Below are 17,387 nucleotides of genomic sequence, written 5' to 3'. Positions count from 1 at the left end.
CATCAGACGTGGCCAAATTACCTAAAGTACCAGTGGTTATTGTTGGAATGGGCTGGGTCGGCGGCATCATTGCGGCCGAACTGACCAAAGCGGGCGTCCAGGTCGTCGGACTGGAGCGCGGAAAAAGCAGGAGTACGGAAGATTATTTCATGGATCATGATGAGCTGCGTTATGCGCGGCGTTTTGAATTGATGCAGGACTTGTCTAAGGAAACGATCACGTTCCGCAATGCGGAATCGATGAGGGCGCTGCCGATGCGCAGCTATGGCTCTTTCCTGCTGGGGGACGGGCTCGGCGGCGCTGGATCGCATTGGAACGGGCAGACGCACCGCTTCCTGCCGTATGACTTTGAGATTTACAGCCAGACGGTCGATCGGTATGGAAAAGGCAAAATTCCCGCCGGCATGCAGCTGCAGGATTGGGGAATCACGTATGATGAAATCGAGCCGTATTACGACAAGTTCGAGCAGATGGCCGGCATTTCCGGGGAATCGGAAGCGAACCCGATGCTTGGCAAACGGTCCCATCCGTTTCCGACCCCGCCGATGAAAAAAACGCCGATCCTGCAAAGGTTCGAGGAGGCGTCGAAAAAGCTCGGGTACCATCCGTACATGATCCCTTCGGCCAACCTGAGCGAGAACTACAAAAATCCGGACGGCGTCTCCCGTGCGGCCTGCCAGTACTGCGGATTTTGCGAGCGGTTCGGCTGCGAGTACGGCGCAAAGGCGGATCCGGTCGTGACTGTAATCCCGACGGCGATGGCCACCGGCAAGCTGGAGGTGCGCACGTTCTCAAACGTGACCGAAATTCTCCATGACGGCAAAAAGGCGACCGGCGTAGTGTACATCAACACGGTGACCGGGGAAGAGGTGACCCAGCCGGCGGACGTGGTCATTCTCGGCAGCTTCGTGCTGAATAACGTGCGCCTGCTGCTGAGCTCCAGGCTCGGAACGCCCTACGACCGGAAAACCGGCCGGGGGACGATCGGCCGGAATTATGCATATCAGGTCAACTCCGGGCACGCGGTCGGCTTTTACGATGATGAAGAATTCAGCACGTTCATGGGCGCCGGGGCGCTCGGGATGGAATTCGACGACTTCAACGGGGACAACTTTGACCACTCCGACTTGAAGTTTCTGCACGGGGCGGGCATCCGGATCAGCCAGAACGGCCTTCGCCCGATCGAAAACAATCCGGCGCCGAAGGGCACGCCGACCTGGGGCAAGGAGTGGAAGAAGACCACACTGAAATATGCTAACCGCGTGCTGACCGTAGCGACGCAGGGGGCAAGCTTGCCCTGGAAGCACCACTATTTGGATCTCGATCCGACCTATAAGGATATTTACGGCAAACCACTGCTGCGGATTACGTTTGATTTCGAAGATCAGGACCGTGAGCTGACGAAGTTTCTGGCAGACAAGGCCGGTGAGGTCATGAAGGAGATGGGTCCTTCCCATGTGGAGGTCAAGGACAAGCTCGATCCGTACAATATCGTTCCTTACCAATCCACTCACAATACCGGCGGGGTCATTATGGGCGCGGACCCGGAAACGTCGGCGGTGAACAGTTATCTGCAGATGTGGGAAGCGGAAAACGTGTTTGTGGTAGGTGCTTCGGCATTTCCGCATAACAGCGGCTACAATCCGACCGATACCGTCGGCGCGCTTGCCTACCGGGCGGCGGAAGGGATCCAGAAGTATTTGAAACAGGGAGGCATGCTTGTCTGAACAGGCAGTGCTTTCGGGCTACTGCGTGATGGTTATGCGACTTCATGGAAAAGGAGGGATCGGCCATGCTTTCGACGATCGGAGTACCGGGGCTGCTGCTGTTGCTGCTGCTCGTCCTGCTGCTGTTCGGGCCGTCCAAGCTCCCGCAGCTCGGCAAGGCGGTGGGAACGACGCTTCACGAATTCCGCAGCTCCGCGCGGCATCTGACGGAAGAGGATGAGGAGAAGCAAGATGCGGGGCGCCGCCAGGAAGGATAACAGAACAACATACTTAATTATTTTAAATGGAGGGATTTAACATGAAAAAATGGATGCTGATGGGACTTACGTTGCTGCTGGTTTTTGTGCTTAGCGCCTGCGGAAGCAGCGGCGGAAGCGGGAGCGGCTCGTCGGACGAGTCTTCGTCTTCCGGCGGCTCGGACGGCGTGAAGGAAATCAAGGTGACGGCGTCAAACTTTAAGTTTGAGCCATCCGAGATCAAGGTCAAAAAGGGAGAAAAAGTCAAAATTACGCTGGAGAACAAAGATGGAAACCACGGTCTGGCCATTCCCGATTTCAACGTGGACCTGCAGAAGCCAAGCTCTGCAGAGTTTACCGCCGATCAAGCAGGTGAGCATGAGTTCCACTGCTCCGTCATGTGCGGTGCGGGCCACAGCGATATGAAGGGGACCCTGATTGTTGAATAAATTGGCTTAGCAGATGATGGAGCACCGGACTGCCTTCTGACGAAACAGTGGCAGAATCGAGAAAGCGCCGCCCAGCCGGACCGTAAAGGTTCGTGCAAGGCGGCGCTTTTTTTGCATATAAACGGTTACGCGCCTTCCGGCACCCGTTCGATGCAATCGGGCGTATCGTTTTTAACCGAATTGACCGTCCTTGAGACCGGGTAAGCTTCCATTTCCTCGGCAGGATAGGGCACGAGCAGCTTCTGCAGGGCGTTTACGTCCGTCTGCCCGCGTTCCAGCCAGGCCATTTCGTCTTCCGGGCGCAAAATGACGGGCATCCGGTCATGGATCGGCGCCATCAGTGCATTGGGCCTGGAAGTGATGACCGTGCAGGTGCTCAGCTTGCTGCCGTCCTCCTGCAGCCAGGTGTCGTAGAGGCCGGCCATGCTGAAGATTCCCCCGCCCCGGAGGGTAATCCGATAAGGGACTTTGCCGCTGTCGGTTTTCATCCATTCATAAAATCCGTCGGCGGGGATCAGGCACCGCTTCCTCGCAAAAGGCAGCTTATAGGCCGGCTTGTCCGCCAGCGTTTCGCTTCGGGCGTTGATCATCTTGCTCCCCATGCTGCTGTCTTTGGCCCAGGACGGGACCAGCCCCCATTTAAGCTGACCGGCGCGAAGGCTGCTTCCATCATGAATGACGGCCAGTACGTTCTGCGCCGGAGCGATATTATAACGGGGATGAAAGTTCAGCGCAAGCTCAAGCTCATAGCGCAGCATCAATTCTTCCATCGACACGGTCAGTGTATAACGGCCGCACATCAGGCACTCCCCCTTTTGTGGAATGATCGTTGTAAACAGTGTACCGCGGGATGCCGGTTTACGCCAGCCTGTCTGCCAGCAGCAAGGGAAGGCTGTCAAAAAATACATTTGCATAGAGAACATGTGTTTGGTATATAATACGAATATACGTTCGCTTACCGAGTGAGCATGCTTCGTGGAGAGGGAAGCGGCCCGGATCGTTTTTTTCGACGAGCGGTCTTTGGGGAGCTAGAGCTTCTCGGAGCTGCCCGGCCCAAACCGGTTTAACGAAATGCCAAAGTGGATGTGGAGGGTGTGTGCGCTTGAGTAGATCAAAGGAGAGAATTATATTTTTGGCCGATTGTCAGAGCTTTTATGCAAGCGTAGAGAAAGCGGATCATCCGGAGTATAAAGACAGGCCGCTCGCCGTTGCCGGAGACCCGATGCGCAGATCGGGCATCATTCTGGCCGCATGCCCGATCGCCAAGAGTTATGGGGTATCGACCGCCGAACGGCTGGGGGAGGCGCTCAAGAAGTGCCCGGATCTCGTCATTATGCGTCCAAGAATGCAGCATTATATCGATGTCTCGCTTCAGATTACCCGGATTTACGAGGAATATACCGATCTGGTCGAAATATTCAGCATCGACGAGCAGTTTCTGGACGTGACCGGCAGCCTGGCTCTCTTCGGCGACCCCGTGAGCATTGCCAAGTCAATCCAGCAGAAGGTGATGGAGGAGACGGGAGTCTGGGTGCGGGTCGGCATCAGCTCGAACAAAATTTTGGCTAAAATCGCCACTGACATTTGGGCGAAGAAGAACAAGGAGGGCATTTTTATACTGCCCAAAGCCGACATCGAGAAGAAGCTCTGGCCGGAGCCGGTCCATAAAATGTTTGGAGTGGGCTCGCGCATGACGGCCCATTTTGCCAAGCTCGGCATGACGACGATCGGGGATGTGGCGAGAACGCCTCTTCCCCAGCTGAAGGATAAATTCCGGGCGCGGTTCGGCAAGCAGTCGGATATCCAGGCCGAAGTGATGTGGCGCACCGCCAACGGCATGGACGACAGCAAGGTGACCCCGGAAACGTTCGACAAGCCTCCCAAATCGGTCGGGCATATGATGACGCTGCCCCGGGACTACGCCATCCCCAAGGAGGTCGACACGATCCTGCTGGAGCTGACGGAAGAAGTATGCCGCGACTGCCGCCGGAAGGGATATATGGGCTCGGTCGTCACGGTCAGCTGCATGTGCAGCCCTTATGACGCGCCGACAGGCTTTTCCCGGCAAATGAAAATGCCGGATCCCACGAACAACACGAACAAGGTATATGAAGCCGTAAAAACGATTTTTTATAAGCATTGGGACCGCATGCCCGTTAGGCGCGCCGGGGTCATGCTGAGCGAGCTCAGCGACGACCGGAATTACCAGCTGACGCTGTTTGAAGACCAGGAGCGGCTGCGGGCTCTGGAGAAGGCGACGGACCATATCAAGCAGCGGTACGGCAGCATGGCGATCGTAAGAGCCTCTTCCCTTACGGGCGCCGGCCAGGCGGCGGAGCGGTCCATGAAAATCGGGGGGCATTATAAATGAGCAAGAAGCTTGAGAATAACGGGATTTGGGAATCCAGCCGCATGATGCTGCCACAGCACCGGGAGGAACTGCTGAAGCGGCGCTCGCAGCAGCCGGAGGAGCACCGGCCGCCCCGCAGGGAGGACCTGGAGCTGATGCGGGACAGAATCCTGCTTCCGGTCATGATATCGATCGTGAAGAAGCGGATCCAGGCGATCGAGGCGTCAAGCGAGGCCTTGAAGCACCTTTATTCGAAGGTGGCCCAGGTCCTGCTGCAGGACATCCAGAAGGATTTGTCCAAGGTGGAGCAAACCATGCTCGATGAGCGCATCGATCTGACCCAGGAGGGAAAGGACACCCAGATGATCTGGTACCGGTATTCGTTTCATGGGTATGAGGATACCTTCACGATCACGCGGGATTATATGCGCACGGAGGTCAGCGTAAGAATCGGACGGTACTCGGACCGGCTGATTACGGCATTGTACGCCCGTCTGCAGGATCATAAGCAGAAATAACCGAATGGAGCCCGTTGTCTTGTCTGGGAGACAACGGGCTTTTGGCCGTGTCGTACTTGGGCGAGATCAGGATAGGCGGACATCCAGGCCGCTATGGCCATAACGATGGATAGGAAGCGTGGCAGCAGAAATTACCAGGTTCAGCCGCCGGGATCCAGGGTAGGTATGGGAGGGGAACGCCCAGGAACGGAATGGGGCCTGTTTCCTATTTTGGAAATCCGGGGGATCATACGTTTTGCAATTCGGCGGGGAAAAGGCAGCCAATGGTAAATTTCAACAAATTACGATTTTAAAAAAAGCCCCCATAGCGATTGATTTTTGAAAAACCTGCCCGATGATCCTAGTTACAAAGGAGCGGGGGAACGGGGAGGAAGGACCACAAAAATGAACGAAAAGTCTGGTAATTGGAATCCAGTAAATGGAATGATTTGGTGAAAAAAAGACAGGAGGTCCTATCCGGGACTACGTTCTCATTTTTGTAATGTGACATAAATTGGCAAACGTTGATGTGACGCGGTTTTTCGCTGTCGCTTTATCGGACTATGGTATCAATTTTGTAATCTTTATGGATAAAGCTGTTAAAAAGACCACAACTTTAGCAATTTTGAGGCGTATAAATGTCCAGTTAACCTGTCGGCTCAAGGCTTGGTTTACGTTTCTTTGTCATTCGTAACGGGGTCGGCTGACAGGGGATGGCAGGGCTCTATGGTCCGCACGAGGGAGTGGCGGGCTAGGTCGGCGGGGTGGGAAATTTCCAACTACTAGCCTAGTTTACAGATCGGGGCCGAATAGTTAAAAATTAGATTTAGGCGAAGGCCAAGCCCCGGACCGATGAGGCAAAAATCGAAAACGAGGTGGGAACGAAGAGGCGATGATCAGACGTAAAACACTATTTATTTGGATCACGGCGGCTGCGGTTCTCATAGCCGGAGGCGGGGCGGCGGGACTGATGTTGAAGAACCCGACGGCTGCGGCCTACAAAGATCCGGACGGTACGAGATTTACGTTTAAAACCCAGGGGGACCGTTTCCTGAAGTACGAGAAGGACGGGACATGGAAAGAGATATTCGTTAAAGGCGTTAATCTTGGCGCCACGGTGCCGGGACATTTTCCGGGGGAGCTGCCGGCGACCGAGGAAGATTATCTGCGCTGGTTTAAAGAAATTGACGACATGGGCGCTAACGTCATACGGGTCTATACGATTCACCAGCCCGTATTCTATCAGGCTCTCGTCAAGTACAACAAAGACAAGGGGGACGACCCTCTGTATTTTATGCAGGGGATCTGGTCGCCTGAAGAACAGCTGATCGAGCAGCAGGACGCCTATTCGGGGGATATTACGAAACAGTTCAAAGAGGAAATCAAGAAGGCGGTTGCCGCGGTATACGGCGATGTCACGATTCCGCAGAAGCAGGGTTCGGCAAGCGGGGAGTACAAGGCGAATGCCGGCAAATACTTGATGGCATGGCATCTTGGAACCGAATGGGACCCAGGTATGGTCAAAAATACAAACAAAGTGCACAGCGACGTGAAGGCCTATCAGGGCAAGTATTTTTCGGGTACGAAAGACGCGGCTCCGTTCGAAAACTGGCTGGCCAGCTTGCTTGACTATACGGCCGAGCAGGAGGAGCATTACGGTTGGGAGCATCCCGTGACTTTCACCAACTGGGTCACGACCGATGTGCTCAGCCACCCTGGCGAACCGCTGTTCGAGGAAGACATGGCGAGCGTCGATGCCCGGCATGTTCAGCCTACCGGCTGGAAAGGCGGTTATTTCGCGGCCTATCACGTCTATCCGTATTACCCGGACTTTTTCCGGACGGATTCGACGCTCCAGACGATCAAGGACGACAAGGGGAACTACAATACCTACAAAGCTTATCTCCGTCAGCTAAAGGCCAAGTATAAGGACATGCCGCTGATGGTCACGGAGTACGGTGTTCCTTCTTCTGTCGGCGTGTCGCATTTTGGCGCCGGAGGGCGCGACCAGGGCGGCCATAACGAACAGGAGCAGGGAGAGATCGATGCATCCCTGACCAAAGACATTCACGACGAAGGCTACGCTGGCGCCATCCTGTTCATGTGGCAGGACGAATGGTTCAAGAAAACCTGGAACACGATGCCGATGGAGCTGCCTGAAGACCGGAGGTCCTATTGGATCAACGTTCTGACCAATGAGAAAATGTTCGGCCTGCTCGGCATGCTGCCGGGCAAGGAGAAGCTGATTACGATTGACGGCAATCTCACCGACTGGGACAGGCTCCCGGAAGGGGAAGTACAGCACTGGCAGGGCAAGATCCCGGGAGTCCAGGATATGAAAATTACGCATGATGAGGGCTACCTGTACATCGGCATGAAGCTGGATCATCCATTCGATCCGGCCAAGTCGAGGCTCTACATCGGTGCCGACACGATCACAGGCGGCAACCAGCCGTCCGCGAAGCAGCTTCCCGGGAGGAAGCTGGAAGGCGGGGCGCCCGAGACGCTGATCGAAATCGGCAAGGACGAGGAGTCCCAGGTGGAAATCGCGGCCGATTATGACTTTCACCAGCGGCTGTACGGCAAAGACGGTTATTGGATGCTGCCCGAGGCCGAGGCAGGAAACACGGCGCCGTTCCATCCGTGGAAGCTGGCGATCAGCCTGCTCATGAATCCGCCGGATACGCGCTTTTCGCATCCGTTCATCGACAAGACGATTGGTACGCTGAAAAGAGGGACGACGGACCGCAGCAAGGAGACGTTCGACTCGCTGACTTCTTGGCAGTACAGCGGTGATTCAATAGAGATGCGAATCCCGTGGATGCTGCTTGGCTTCTCGGATCCGAGCTCCCTTCAGGTCATCGACTACGGTCCGCTGAAGGAACGGAGTTACTTCGGCACGACCACAACCGACGGGATACGGCTTATTCCGTGGATCGTCCAGCGTGACGGAAGCGGCGTGTCCTGGCCGGGAGGAGACCAGAAGACGCTGAACGTGCAAAGCCTGCCGCTGTATACCTGGAAGCAGTGGGACACGGTGCAGTACAGTGAACAGTTGAAGCAGAGCTATTACATCATGAAGGATGCTTTTACGAAAATTTCCGGCCCTAAAGAGAAAAAGGAGTAGGAGAATTGACTTTCTAAAAAGGAGGAACCTGCTAACATGTTTCATTTAACCGTTGCCTATATTTTCATCTATGTGTGCCTCGGCTTAATTGCCCTAGGGATTCTGCTGTTGCTCCAGATGAAAATATCGCATAACCGGGAACTTCGGAACCGTGAAGCGTATGCGAAGAAGCATCATGACTACTTTGTGTACGTTCAAGCCAATCTGCAGGACAATGTCGAATTGAGGCTTCCGCCCGGCAAGCTGAAGAAGCTTGAGAAGAGAGTGATTCAGGATAAATTTATCGAGTGGATCGAGCAGTTTAAAGGCGATTACCGTCTCAAGCTGATCGAGCTGTGCCGGGAGGCCGGCTTTGTGGAGGAGGACCTGAAAGCACTCCGCAGCATCCGGTACGGCCGGAGGCTGGAGGCGGCCTACCGTTTGGGAGGCATGCGCGCGCCGGAGGCGGTGCCGCTGCTGCAGAACATCCTGCAAAAACGCAAATACAGCTCGCTGTCGATCGTTATGGCCCGCTCCATTGCGAAAGCGGCGGATAACAGCGAGGATCTGCTCCAGATGCTGCGCGCCCTCTTGTCTCACGGCAAGCCGATCCATAACCTGGCGGCGGATATTATGCTGGAGACGGGGCTGGATTCGAGTGCGATTTTGCTCAAGCTGCTGAACGACTCCGATTCCGCGCTGGTCAAGGTGGGACTGGTGGCCATGTGGGGACAGGCTGTACCGGAAGTCATGCCGGTTCTGGGACGTTTGGTCGGTGCGGAAGAGAAGGACGTTCGCGCCGAAGCGGTCAAGCTGTATCTCACGACAAATCCAGCGCTCAAGGACGATACGATCGCCCAGCTGATGAGCGACCGAAGCTGGGAAGTACGGGCCGAGGCGGCCAGAGCGCTTGGCCAGCTGCACGCCGCAGGCAGCATTCCGCTGCTGACCGATGCGCTCCGCGACTCCAGCTGGAAGGTGCGCTATAACAGCGCCGAGAGCTTGGCGGAGCTGGGAGAAGCCGGCTTTGAGGCCCTGTGCCAGGCCGCGCTGACCGGCGCCGGCATCCAGCGCGAGGCTGCACTGCACCGGATCGAGCTGGTGATGGAAAAGGAGCGCGAGCACAGCGCGATCGAACAAATGGTGGCTTACAACAAGAAACGGCTTCTGTACGACCGTTATTTCGGCGTGAAGCAGCCGGCCAAACGGGTTGGCGGGGTAGCCGCTGTAGGAGGGGATTACTCTGCTTAGAGACATACTAATGTATTACGGCATGGTCGCCGTGTATTACGTCATGATCGTTAACATTTTGTACTTTACCATTATGATCCTATCGTACCGGAACATCGGGACCATCTACCGGAGGTCCAAATATTCCAATTACAATACGCTGTCCGGCTCGGAGCTGGTGCCGCCGGTATCGCTGCTGGTGCCGGCCTTCAATGAGGAACTGACCATCAGCGAGAACGTCAACTGCCTGCTGACGCTCAACTATCCGACCTACGAGGTCATCGTCATTAACGACGGGTCCAGCGACAATACGGTGGATGTGCTCATCAAGGAGTTCCGGCTGAAGAAAATGCCGAATCCGGAGTTCCGGGGGACGATCGACACGCAGGAGATTCGAGGCGTTTATCATAATCCCGATTATCCCTCCCTGTTTGTAATAGATAAGGAAAACGGCGGCAAGGCCGACTCGCTGAATGCAGGTATTAACTTGTCGCATTATCCGCTGATCTCTTCCATCGACGCGGACTCGCTGCTGGAAAAGGATGCCCTGATCCGCATGGCCCGCATGTACATGGAGAATCCGGAGGAAATGGTGGCGATCGGCGGCGACGTGCGTATTGCCAACGGCTGTCTGATCGAGAACGGTGCGGTGCAGAAAGTGTCGCTGCCGCGCAAGATCTGGCCGATGTTCCAGTCCATCGAGTATATGAAAGCCTTCCTGGGCGGACGGATTGGCTGGAGCCAAATGAACGGGCTGATCATTGTCTCGGGCGCGTTCGGCCTGTTCCGCAAGGACTATGTCATTGCTGTCGGCGGGTACCGTGGCGGTTATCCGGGAGAAGACATGAACATCATCATCAAGCTTCACCGGTACATGCTCAGCCATAAAATCCCGTACAAGGTAGCTTTTTGCCCTGAAGCCGTCTGCTGGACGCAGGCACCGGATACGTACAAGATTATCTCCAACCAGCGCAAGCGCTGGGGGCGAGGAAATCTGAAGAACATGATCGAGAACCGCGGAATGCTGTTCAATCCGAAGTACAAGGTCATGGGTATGATCACGATGCCTTACAACGTCCTGTTTGAAACGTTAAACCCTTATTTTAGAATCACGGGCCTGTTGGCTCTGGTAGGATATACGCTGCTGGACATGACTCACTGGCGCATTCTATTGACTTTCTTCCTTCTGAACTTCCTGAGCGGCTATCTGCTCAGCGTCGGTGCCATCGTCCTGGAGGAAATCGCCTTCCGGCGATACAAGAAATTGTCCGATCTGTGGAAAATGCTGCTGTTCTCCGCGCTGAAGTTTTTCGGATACCATCAGCTCGGCGTGCTGTGGCGCGTCCAAGGACATATCCAGTATCTCCAGAACAACAATTCCTGGGGAACGATGACCCGGCAAAGCTGGAGCGAAGAAAGCAAAACGGCCTGATGGGCCCCGATTCAAAGATTTATACATTTGAGAGAGGTGGGAGTGGATTATGCCGCAAACCGTAACTTTACAGAGAGAACAGACGACCGATGTGTACCACCATCTGGGAGAACGTTTGAAGGAAACGTCGCCGGACACTTGCGGAATCATGTTTCTGTACAGCAGTGCGAACCCCCCGCAGCTGGAAGAGCGGGTTCGGGAGATTTTGCAGCATGGTTCCGGTCTCGACTATGAGGTGCTGAAGGATGCGCAAACCCGGACGCTGGCGATTCTGCTGCCGGGACTTACGCTGGATGCGGCCCATTACCAGGCGCTGCTTCTGAAGCAGCAGCTGCAGGAGACGGTGAAGGATGCCGATCCGCGGATTACGCTGACCGTATTCCCGGGGCAGGTCGAACCTACGCCTGGCGTTCTCAAACAGATGGCCGAGTCCACAAAGCTCAGCACATCGTCCGATATTCATATATTTACGAAAGAGGAGGCCGCGGAAGAGGCCGGAAGAATTTTGATCGTCGACAATGACGCCACCGTCCGCGAGTTTCTCCAGATTCGTCTGAAAATGCAGGGCTACGAGACGCTTGCCGCTCATGACGGCACGTCCGCCTTGGAGCTGATCGAGAAATGGGAGCCGGATCTAGTGCTGACGGAGCTCAACCTTTACGGGATTGACGGGCTACCGTTCATTCACCAAATCCAGCAGCTGCCGGTCGACAACACGCCGAAAATCGTCGTGCTGACCGAACAGCGCGTGGAGCAAACCATCAGCCAGTGCTTTAAACACGGAGTAGACGACTATGTGACCAAGCCTTTCTCTCCGGTAGAGCTGGATGCCCGTATACACCGGTGCTTTCACTAAATCATCCGCTTTTCTTGAGCGTTACTTAGCAGCAGACCAAAACTTACATCTAATGGAGGTTGAGTGCTTGTGAATCACGAATATGAGCAGTTGTTGGAAGGAATTAAAACCAAAAAGGCCGTATTGGGCGTAGTAGGACTGGGATATGTAGGACTTCCGCTGGCCGTGGAAATGGTCAAGCAGGGCTTTACCGTAATTGGCATCGACGTGGATCCTGCGAAAATCGATAAAATCTATCAGGGCGAATCCTATATCACCGACATCTCTTCCGAAGACTTGGCCGCGGTCGTGGCTAGCGGACGCTTCAAGCCGACGACGGACTACAGCATGATCGCCGTCATCGATGCGCTCAGCATTTGCGTGCCGACACCGCTCAGCGAAAACCAGGATCCGGATACGTCCTACATTACGAGCGTCGTGGATCAAATCAAGCTGCACATGAAAAAAGGCATGCTGATTACCCTGGAAAGCACGACTTACCCGGGTACGACCGAAGAGCTGATCCAGACGGAAATCGAAGCGCTCGGCTACAAAGTGGGCGAAGACTTTTTCCTCTGCTTCTCTCCGGAGCGGGTGGACCCTTCCAATGTGCGCTTTAACACCTTCAATACGCCAAAAGTTATCGGCGGTACGACCGAGGCCTGCCTGGAGCTGGGGACGGCGCTCTACTCCCAGTATGTACAGACGGTGGTGCCTGTCACTTCGCCGAAAGTGGCCGAAATGTCCAAGCTGCTGGAAAACACGTTCCGCAGCGTAAACATTGCCTTCATCAACGAAATGGCCATGATGTGCGACCGCATGGGCATCGACATTTGGGAAGTCATCGACGCAGCAGCGACCAAGCCGTTCGGCTTTATGCCGTTCTATCCGGGTCCTGGCATCGGCGGACACTGCATTCCGCTCGATCCGATGTACCTGTCGTGGAAGGCGAAAGGCTTCCGCTTCTACAGCAAGTTTATCGAGCTGGCACAGTCGACCAACGACAACATGCCGTATTACGTTATTGGCAAGACGTCGACGATTCTGAACGAATACGCGAAGTCCATCAAGAAATCGTCGATCCTTATTCTCGGCATGGCTTACAAGCCGGACATCAGCGACCTGCGCGAATCTCCGGGGCTTGAAGTCTACGAGCTGTTCAAAGAGAACGGTGCGAACGTGGAATACTACGATCCGTACGCTGTCAGCTTCCGCGACAAACACGGCGAGACCGTTCACAGCGTAGCCTACGATCAGGAGCAGTTTAAAAAATACGACTGCATGGTGCTGATCACCAATCACAGCGGACTCGACTACGGCGAAATCGCGGCGATGGGTGTGCCGATCATCGATACGCGCAATGCGTTCAAAAACTACACGCTGCCTCATATTTATAAAATCGGACATTCGGTGCAGCATGTGGAAGAGCCGGAAGTGGCCCTAATCGTATAATGAAGGAGGGGATGGTTTGGGAGAGCTGCTCAAAAAAGCGAAAATCCCGGTGATCCTAGTCATCTGCGGCTTGCTGCTCCTGCCTCTCCTGTTAAAATCGTCATCCATGGAAGATCAAAAAGCGACCTGGCTGTGGGATACCGCACTGATCGAGAATCCCGGCAAAATCATAGCATTCTGCAAGGAGCAGAACGTAGGCACGATTTTCCTTCAGGTTCAGAAAAAAGTAAGCGATGAGGACTACCGCCGCTTTATTGCGGCAGCCTATGAGGAAGGCATTGCCGTGCATGCGCTGGACGGTCAGCCCAATTGGGCCTATGAGGACCAGCGCAGGGAGGCAGATCAATTTCTGCAGTGGGTGTTTGACTACAATGCAAAGGCAGCCCCAAGCGAGAAGTTTGCCGGCATCCAGCTGGATGTGGAGCCCTATCAGTTAAGACGCTGGGCGAGGGATCAGGACGGCGTAGTCCGCGAATGGAGCAGCAATGTGGAAAAATGGGTAGCCCAGGGCAAGGAGAATGGCCTGTACATGAGTGCGGCCGTTCCCTTCTGGCTGGGCAACGTTAAGGATGCCAACGGCAGCGGGAACCTGAGCCGGTGGATGATCAGCCAGTTTGATGCCGTCGCCGTCATGTCGTACCGGGACAGTGGACGGAAGATTTACGATGTGGCTCGCGAACAGCTTGATGAAGCGGACCAGCTTGGTAAATCGGTATGGATCGGCATGGAGCTGGGCGACACCGAGGAAGGCTCGCACATCACGTTTTTTGGCAAGGCCGTGCCCGTGATGGAGGAAGAGATGAAGCAAGTGAACAGTCTGGGCGACAGCCATCCTTCCTTTGCCGGCCTGGCTGTACACCATTATGAAATTTGGCAGGACAAAATCGCTTCAGCGGCTTCGGACGAGAAGCCCACGAAGTCCAATCAGTAAATGGAATCAGGCGTGCGAAGAGGGAAACCATTCGCACGCTTTTTTTTCGTGGATGGAGAGCAGCCTCGGCACCGCACAAGGTTGAACGCACATCGCACACCGATATAAAAGGCACCGCTTGCCGTGGGCTTTGCTTCAGGCATCCGGCAGCCGGATGCCGAGATAACGGCTGAGCACGAGGCCCGATTCCGCCTGCACGTACGTCCAGAGCATGGCGAACCGCCGCTGGTACCCGCGGCACAGGTACGACGCCTCAATGCCCTTGGCGGTCCGGGTTTCCTCGTAGACCCGAATCCCGCGGGCCTTCATCTCGCGGCGGATCGACGTCAGGCTGGCCATAATCTGATCCTGGATGGACGACAGGGCGCGGATATACAGCTGTGCCATCTTCAGCGGGACAGTGCCGATCAGGCGAACGTCCTGCTCCAGCGCATCAAGCAAAACCACGTGCAGCAGGTAGGCTTTGACCAGACGGCCGTCTTCTTCCGAGGGGGCCGGAGGAGAGAGGGATGCTTTCATGAGGCATGGCACTTCCTTACTAACAGTATAGGAACATACGTTCTAATTATACTCATGTTAAGGCAAAAGTATTCGGGAAGGCAATAACGAATTTATGGAAGCGCGCAGCGTTTCGGTCCGGACGGGTGGATTTGGTATAATAATGAGAAGCGTTTATCAAAAGTACTCATAAGATTCACCACAGCCGGGAAAGCCTGGAGCAGTAATGATAGCCGGGGAACGGTTGTCAGCTCCACAGAGATCAAAATTTTATATTTTGCGATGGCACGATGGTTAGCTTCGCTGATGCAGCATTGAACAAAGAAACTGGGAATCGCGGAACTTTAGGTTGGAGGAAGAATCATGTTTTTGAACAAAGGAGAAATATTATTCAGACAGGGGGACAGCGGGGAGTTTTTATACCATATCAAGAGCGGTTTGTTCAAGGTAACACGGCTCCATAAAAACGGAAACAGCGTTCTGTTTAACGTGCTTTATCCGGGGGAAACGGTGCCTCACCATTCGTTGATCACCCCGAAGGATATCCACGGTACGGCAACGGCCCTGATGCGCAGCGAAGTCGAGAAAATTCCGGCAGAGGAGTGGTACCGCGAGCTCCGTGAGCACCCGGAGAAGGCGCTTGAAATCGCCCTTTTGCTGCAGGAAAAGGTGCGCTTTATGCAGCAGCGGATCGACCACCTAACCGTCGGGACTCCGGCCGAGAGGCTGGCGCTGCTGACCGATTGGCTGGACAGCTACGCCCACGGTATCCACTTTACCGAGCTGCTGACCCAGGAAGAGATCGGCCAGCTGATCGGTGTACGCAGGGAAACGATCAACCGGCTGCTTCGAGGGCATTAACATAACGCCATCCAGCCATCCGCCATACGCGAACGGTCCGGTAAACAAACAAAGGGGCAGCCCCATTCAGGTTCTCTGAACCTGGGGGCAGCCCCTTTGTGCATTTTAGTAAATCGTATTGGCTAAATCAGCGCATTGCATTGACCAATCCGTGCGTTGCATTGGCCTCAAATGACACGTAGTCTGAAAGGCGGGTTATCCCGCCCGCCAGCGGATAAGCTAACGGAGCTTGGCCCGCTGCCGATACTTTAGTCGAGCTGGCCTGCCGGGCCGAAAAATTCGTAATGGATCCGCTCTGCGGGGATTCCCAGCTCCTTAAGAGCGCTGTAGACGGTGCGCATAAACGGAACCGGGCCGCAGAAGTAAAAATCAGCGCTTGGATCGACGATTTGCTGCAGCCATGCAGCGTCGATATATCCGGTTTTATGGCAGCTGTCGCCCTCAAGCGGTGTCTCATAGCAAAGGTAGGAGGACATTTGCGGATGCGCGCCTTCAAGCTCGGCGATATGCTCCTTCATCGCATGATGGCTTCCGTTAATCGCGGCGTGAACATAAGTGACTTTACGGGCCGGCTGTTCTTTCAGCAGCGTCTCCAGCATGCTGACCATTGGCGTCAGGCCGACCCCGCCGCTGATCAGCACGACGGGAATGTCTTGGGTCTGATCCAGCGTAAACGTGCCCGCCGGTGCACTGATTTCGAGGACGGTACCTTCTTGGGCGTGCTCGTGCAGATCGTTGGAGACGACGCCTGCCGGTTTACCTGGGGCAGCATCTTCGCGGCGCACCGAAATCCGGTAGGAAGAACCGCCCGGCGCAGCGGACAAGCTGTAGTGGCGGATCTGCGTATATGGCTGGCCTTCAGGCTGAACGCGGACCGTGATGTATTGTCCCGGCAAATAAGAGGCGATCGGTCCGCCGTCTTGCGGTTTTAAATAGAAGGAAGTGATCACTTCGCTCTCCTTCACTCTCCGTTCCACGACGAATGGGCGGAAACCGGACCAGCCTCCCGGTGCGGCTTCAGCTTCCCGGTACATTTCCGCTTCCACGCTGATAAATGCGTCTGCAATGACGCCATATGCCTCTTTCCAGGCTTCGAGAATTTCCGGTGTGGCCGCATCGCCAAGAACTTCCTTGATGGCCCCAAGCAAATACTGCCCGACGATCGGGTAATGCTCCGGCTTGATTTGCAGCGCCCGGTGCTTCTGCCCGATCTGCTTGACGGCTGGAATGATATCCTCGAGATGATCGATATGCGCGGCCGCGGCATAGACGGCGCCCGCCAGGGCGGCCGACTGCCGTCCTTGGCGCTGGTTGGCATGGTTGAATATGTTCAGAAGCTCTGGATGATCCTTGAAGAGATTGTTATAAAAGACGGATGTAATGGACTGTCCGTGTACTTCCAGTACCGGAACGGTCGATTTGATCGTATCAATGGTTTGTTGGCTCAGCATAAAGGGCTCCTTCTTTCAACGTAATATTTAACGATTTCATAAGTTAAGTATAGAAAAGCCGATTACCCTTTATTGTGATTTCAGTCACATAAAAAATTGACATTGTGTGAACTTGAATTTACGTTCTGAAGACATGATCCGACGGAATAAGGCATAGGATATGACACGGTATCACGGTATCATTCCTGAAATCTGGATGACAGCGCCTGCGGCATAGAAGCCCTTCTTTTAGATATAAGAAAGTTATAAGTTTCGGAGACTGGTTTTCTTATAACGCAACCAAAACTATCATATAAAAGCGGTCCGGCTTCTTGGAATGCACGACGAAAGAC

15 protein-coding genes are annotated in these 17,387 nt (G+C 54.7%); 12 read left to right on the top strand and 3 right to left on the bottom strand.

Features of this window, described 5'->3' with window-relative positions:
• The first annotated feature begins 47 nt into the window (after window positions 1-47).
• The 3 genes from GCU45_RS05990 (at window position 48) to GCU45_RS05980 (ending at window position 2,412) form a co-directional block, all read left to right on the top strand.
• Entirely contained in the window at window positions 48-1,727 is a 1,680-nt protein-coding gene (locus GCU45_RS05990; protein WP_152402839.1) for a GMC family oxidoreductase, read from the top strand.
• Between the two features lie 65 nt (window positions 1,728-1,792).
• Entirely contained in the window at window positions 1,793-1,984 is a 192-nt protein-coding gene (gene tatA / locus GCU45_RS05985; protein ID WP_145947546.1) for a twin-arginine translocase TatA/TatE family subunit, read from the top strand.
• Between the two features lie 41 nt (window positions 1,985-2,025).
• Window positions 2,026-2,412 (top strand): cupredoxin domain-containing protein, encoded by a 387-nt coding sequence (locus GCU45_RS05980; RefSeq protein WP_076169951.1) that lies wholly within the window; start codon window positions 2,026-2,028, stop codon window positions 2,410-2,412.
• A 125-nt stretch (window positions 2,413-2,537) separates the two neighbouring features.
• Here GCU45_RS05980 and GCU45_RS05975 read toward each other — a convergent pair whose 3' ends face one another.
• Complete coding sequence (locus GCU45_RS05975; RefSeq protein WP_152398367.1) at window positions 2,538-3,212, bottom strand: SOS response-associated peptidase; 675 nt, start codon at window positions 3,210-3,212, stop codon at window positions 2,538-2,540.
• 302 nt (window positions 3,213-3,514) lie between these two features.
• On the opposite strand from GCU45_RS05975, the gene GCU45_RS05970 reads away from it, so the two are divergent.
• The 8 genes from GCU45_RS05970 to GCU45_RS05935 all read left to right on the top strand — a co-directional run bounded on the left by GCU45_RS05970 (window position 3,515) and on the right by GCU45_RS05935 (window position 14,245).
• Window positions 3,515-4,783 carry a DNA polymerase IV gene (locus tag GCU45_RS05970; RefSeq protein WP_152398366.1) on the top strand — a complete coding sequence of 423 codons (1,269 nt, stop codon included), beginning with the start codon at window positions 3,515-3,517 and terminating at the stop codon, window positions 4,781-4,783.
• Window positions 4,780-5,280, top strand: coding sequence for a YhjD family protein (locus tag GCU45_RS05965; RefSeq protein ID WP_076169954.1), 501 nt, complete (start codon window positions 4,780-4,782; stop codon window positions 5,278-5,280). Before GCU45_RS05970 ends, GCU45_RS05965 begins: the two co-directional genes overlap by 4 nt.
• 871 nt (window positions 5,281-6,151) lie before the next feature.
• Complete coding sequence (locus GCU45_RS05960) at window positions 6,152-8,386, top strand: hypothetical protein (RefSeq protein WP_425281268.1); 2,235 nt, start codon at window positions 6,152-6,154, stop codon at window positions 8,384-8,386.
• A gap of 36 nt (window positions 8,387-8,422) precedes the next feature.
• A complete protein-coding gene (locus tag GCU45_RS05955) occupies window positions 8,423-9,616 on the top strand; it encodes a HEAT repeat domain-containing protein (RefSeq protein WP_105444596.1) in 1,194 nt (397 codons plus the stop codon).
• Between the two features lie 43 nt (window positions 9,617-9,659).
• A complete protein-coding gene (locus GCU45_RS05950; RefSeq protein ID WP_186327440.1) occupies window positions 9,660-11,027 on the top strand; it encodes a glycosyltransferase family 2 protein in 1,368 nt (455 codons plus the stop codon).
• A 49-nt stretch (window positions 11,028-11,076) separates the two neighbouring features.
• Window positions 11,077-11,883 (top strand): response regulator, encoded by an 807-nt coding sequence (locus GCU45_RS05945; RefSeq protein WP_116229606.1) that lies wholly within the window; start codon window positions 11,077-11,079, stop codon window positions 11,881-11,883.
• Window positions 11,884-11,952: 69 nt separating this feature from the next.
• A complete protein-coding gene (locus tag GCU45_RS05940) occupies window positions 11,953-13,314 on the top strand; it encodes a nucleotide sugar dehydrogenase (RefSeq protein WP_152398365.1) in 1,362 nt (453 codons plus the stop codon).
• 16 nt (window positions 13,315-13,330) lie between these two features.
• Complete coding sequence (locus tag GCU45_RS05935; RefSeq protein ID WP_152398364.1) at window positions 13,331-14,245, top strand: hypothetical protein; 915 nt, start codon at window positions 13,331-13,333, stop codon at window positions 14,243-14,245.
• Between the two features lie 135 nt (window positions 14,246-14,380).
• On the opposite strand, the gene GCU45_RS05930 is transcribed toward GCU45_RS05935, so the two are convergent.
• Complete coding sequence (locus GCU45_RS05930) at window positions 14,381-14,764, bottom strand: YhjD family protein (RefSeq protein ID WP_105444604.1); 384 nt, start codon at window positions 14,762-14,764, stop codon at window positions 14,381-14,383.
• Window positions 14,765-15,106: 342 nt separating this feature from the next.
• On the opposite strand from GCU45_RS05930, the gene GCU45_RS05925 reads away from it, so the two are divergent.
• Window positions 15,107-15,604, top strand: coding sequence for a Crp/Fnr family transcriptional regulator (locus GCU45_RS05925; protein WP_105444605.1), 498 nt, complete (start codon window positions 15,107-15,109; stop codon window positions 15,602-15,604).
• Window positions 15,605-15,852: 248 nt separating this feature from the next.
• On the opposite strand, the gene hmpA is transcribed toward GCU45_RS05925, so the two are convergent.
• Window positions 15,853-17,055, bottom strand: coding sequence for an NO-inducible flavohemoprotein (hmpA, locus tag GCU45_RS05920; protein ID WP_152398363.1), 1,203 nt, complete (start codon window positions 17,053-17,055; stop codon window positions 15,853-15,855).
• Window positions 17,056-17,387: the final 332 nt, after the last annotated feature.

The organism is Paenibacillus cellulositrophicus (genome assembly GCF_009363095.1).
Taxonomy (GTDB): Bacteria; Bacillota; Bacilli; order Paenibacillales; family Paenibacillaceae; genus Paenibacillus_AQ; species Paenibacillus_AQ favisporus.
The sequence above is the reverse complement of the archived record's forward strand: the minus strand, read 5'-3'. Positions and strand labels throughout refer to the sequence as shown.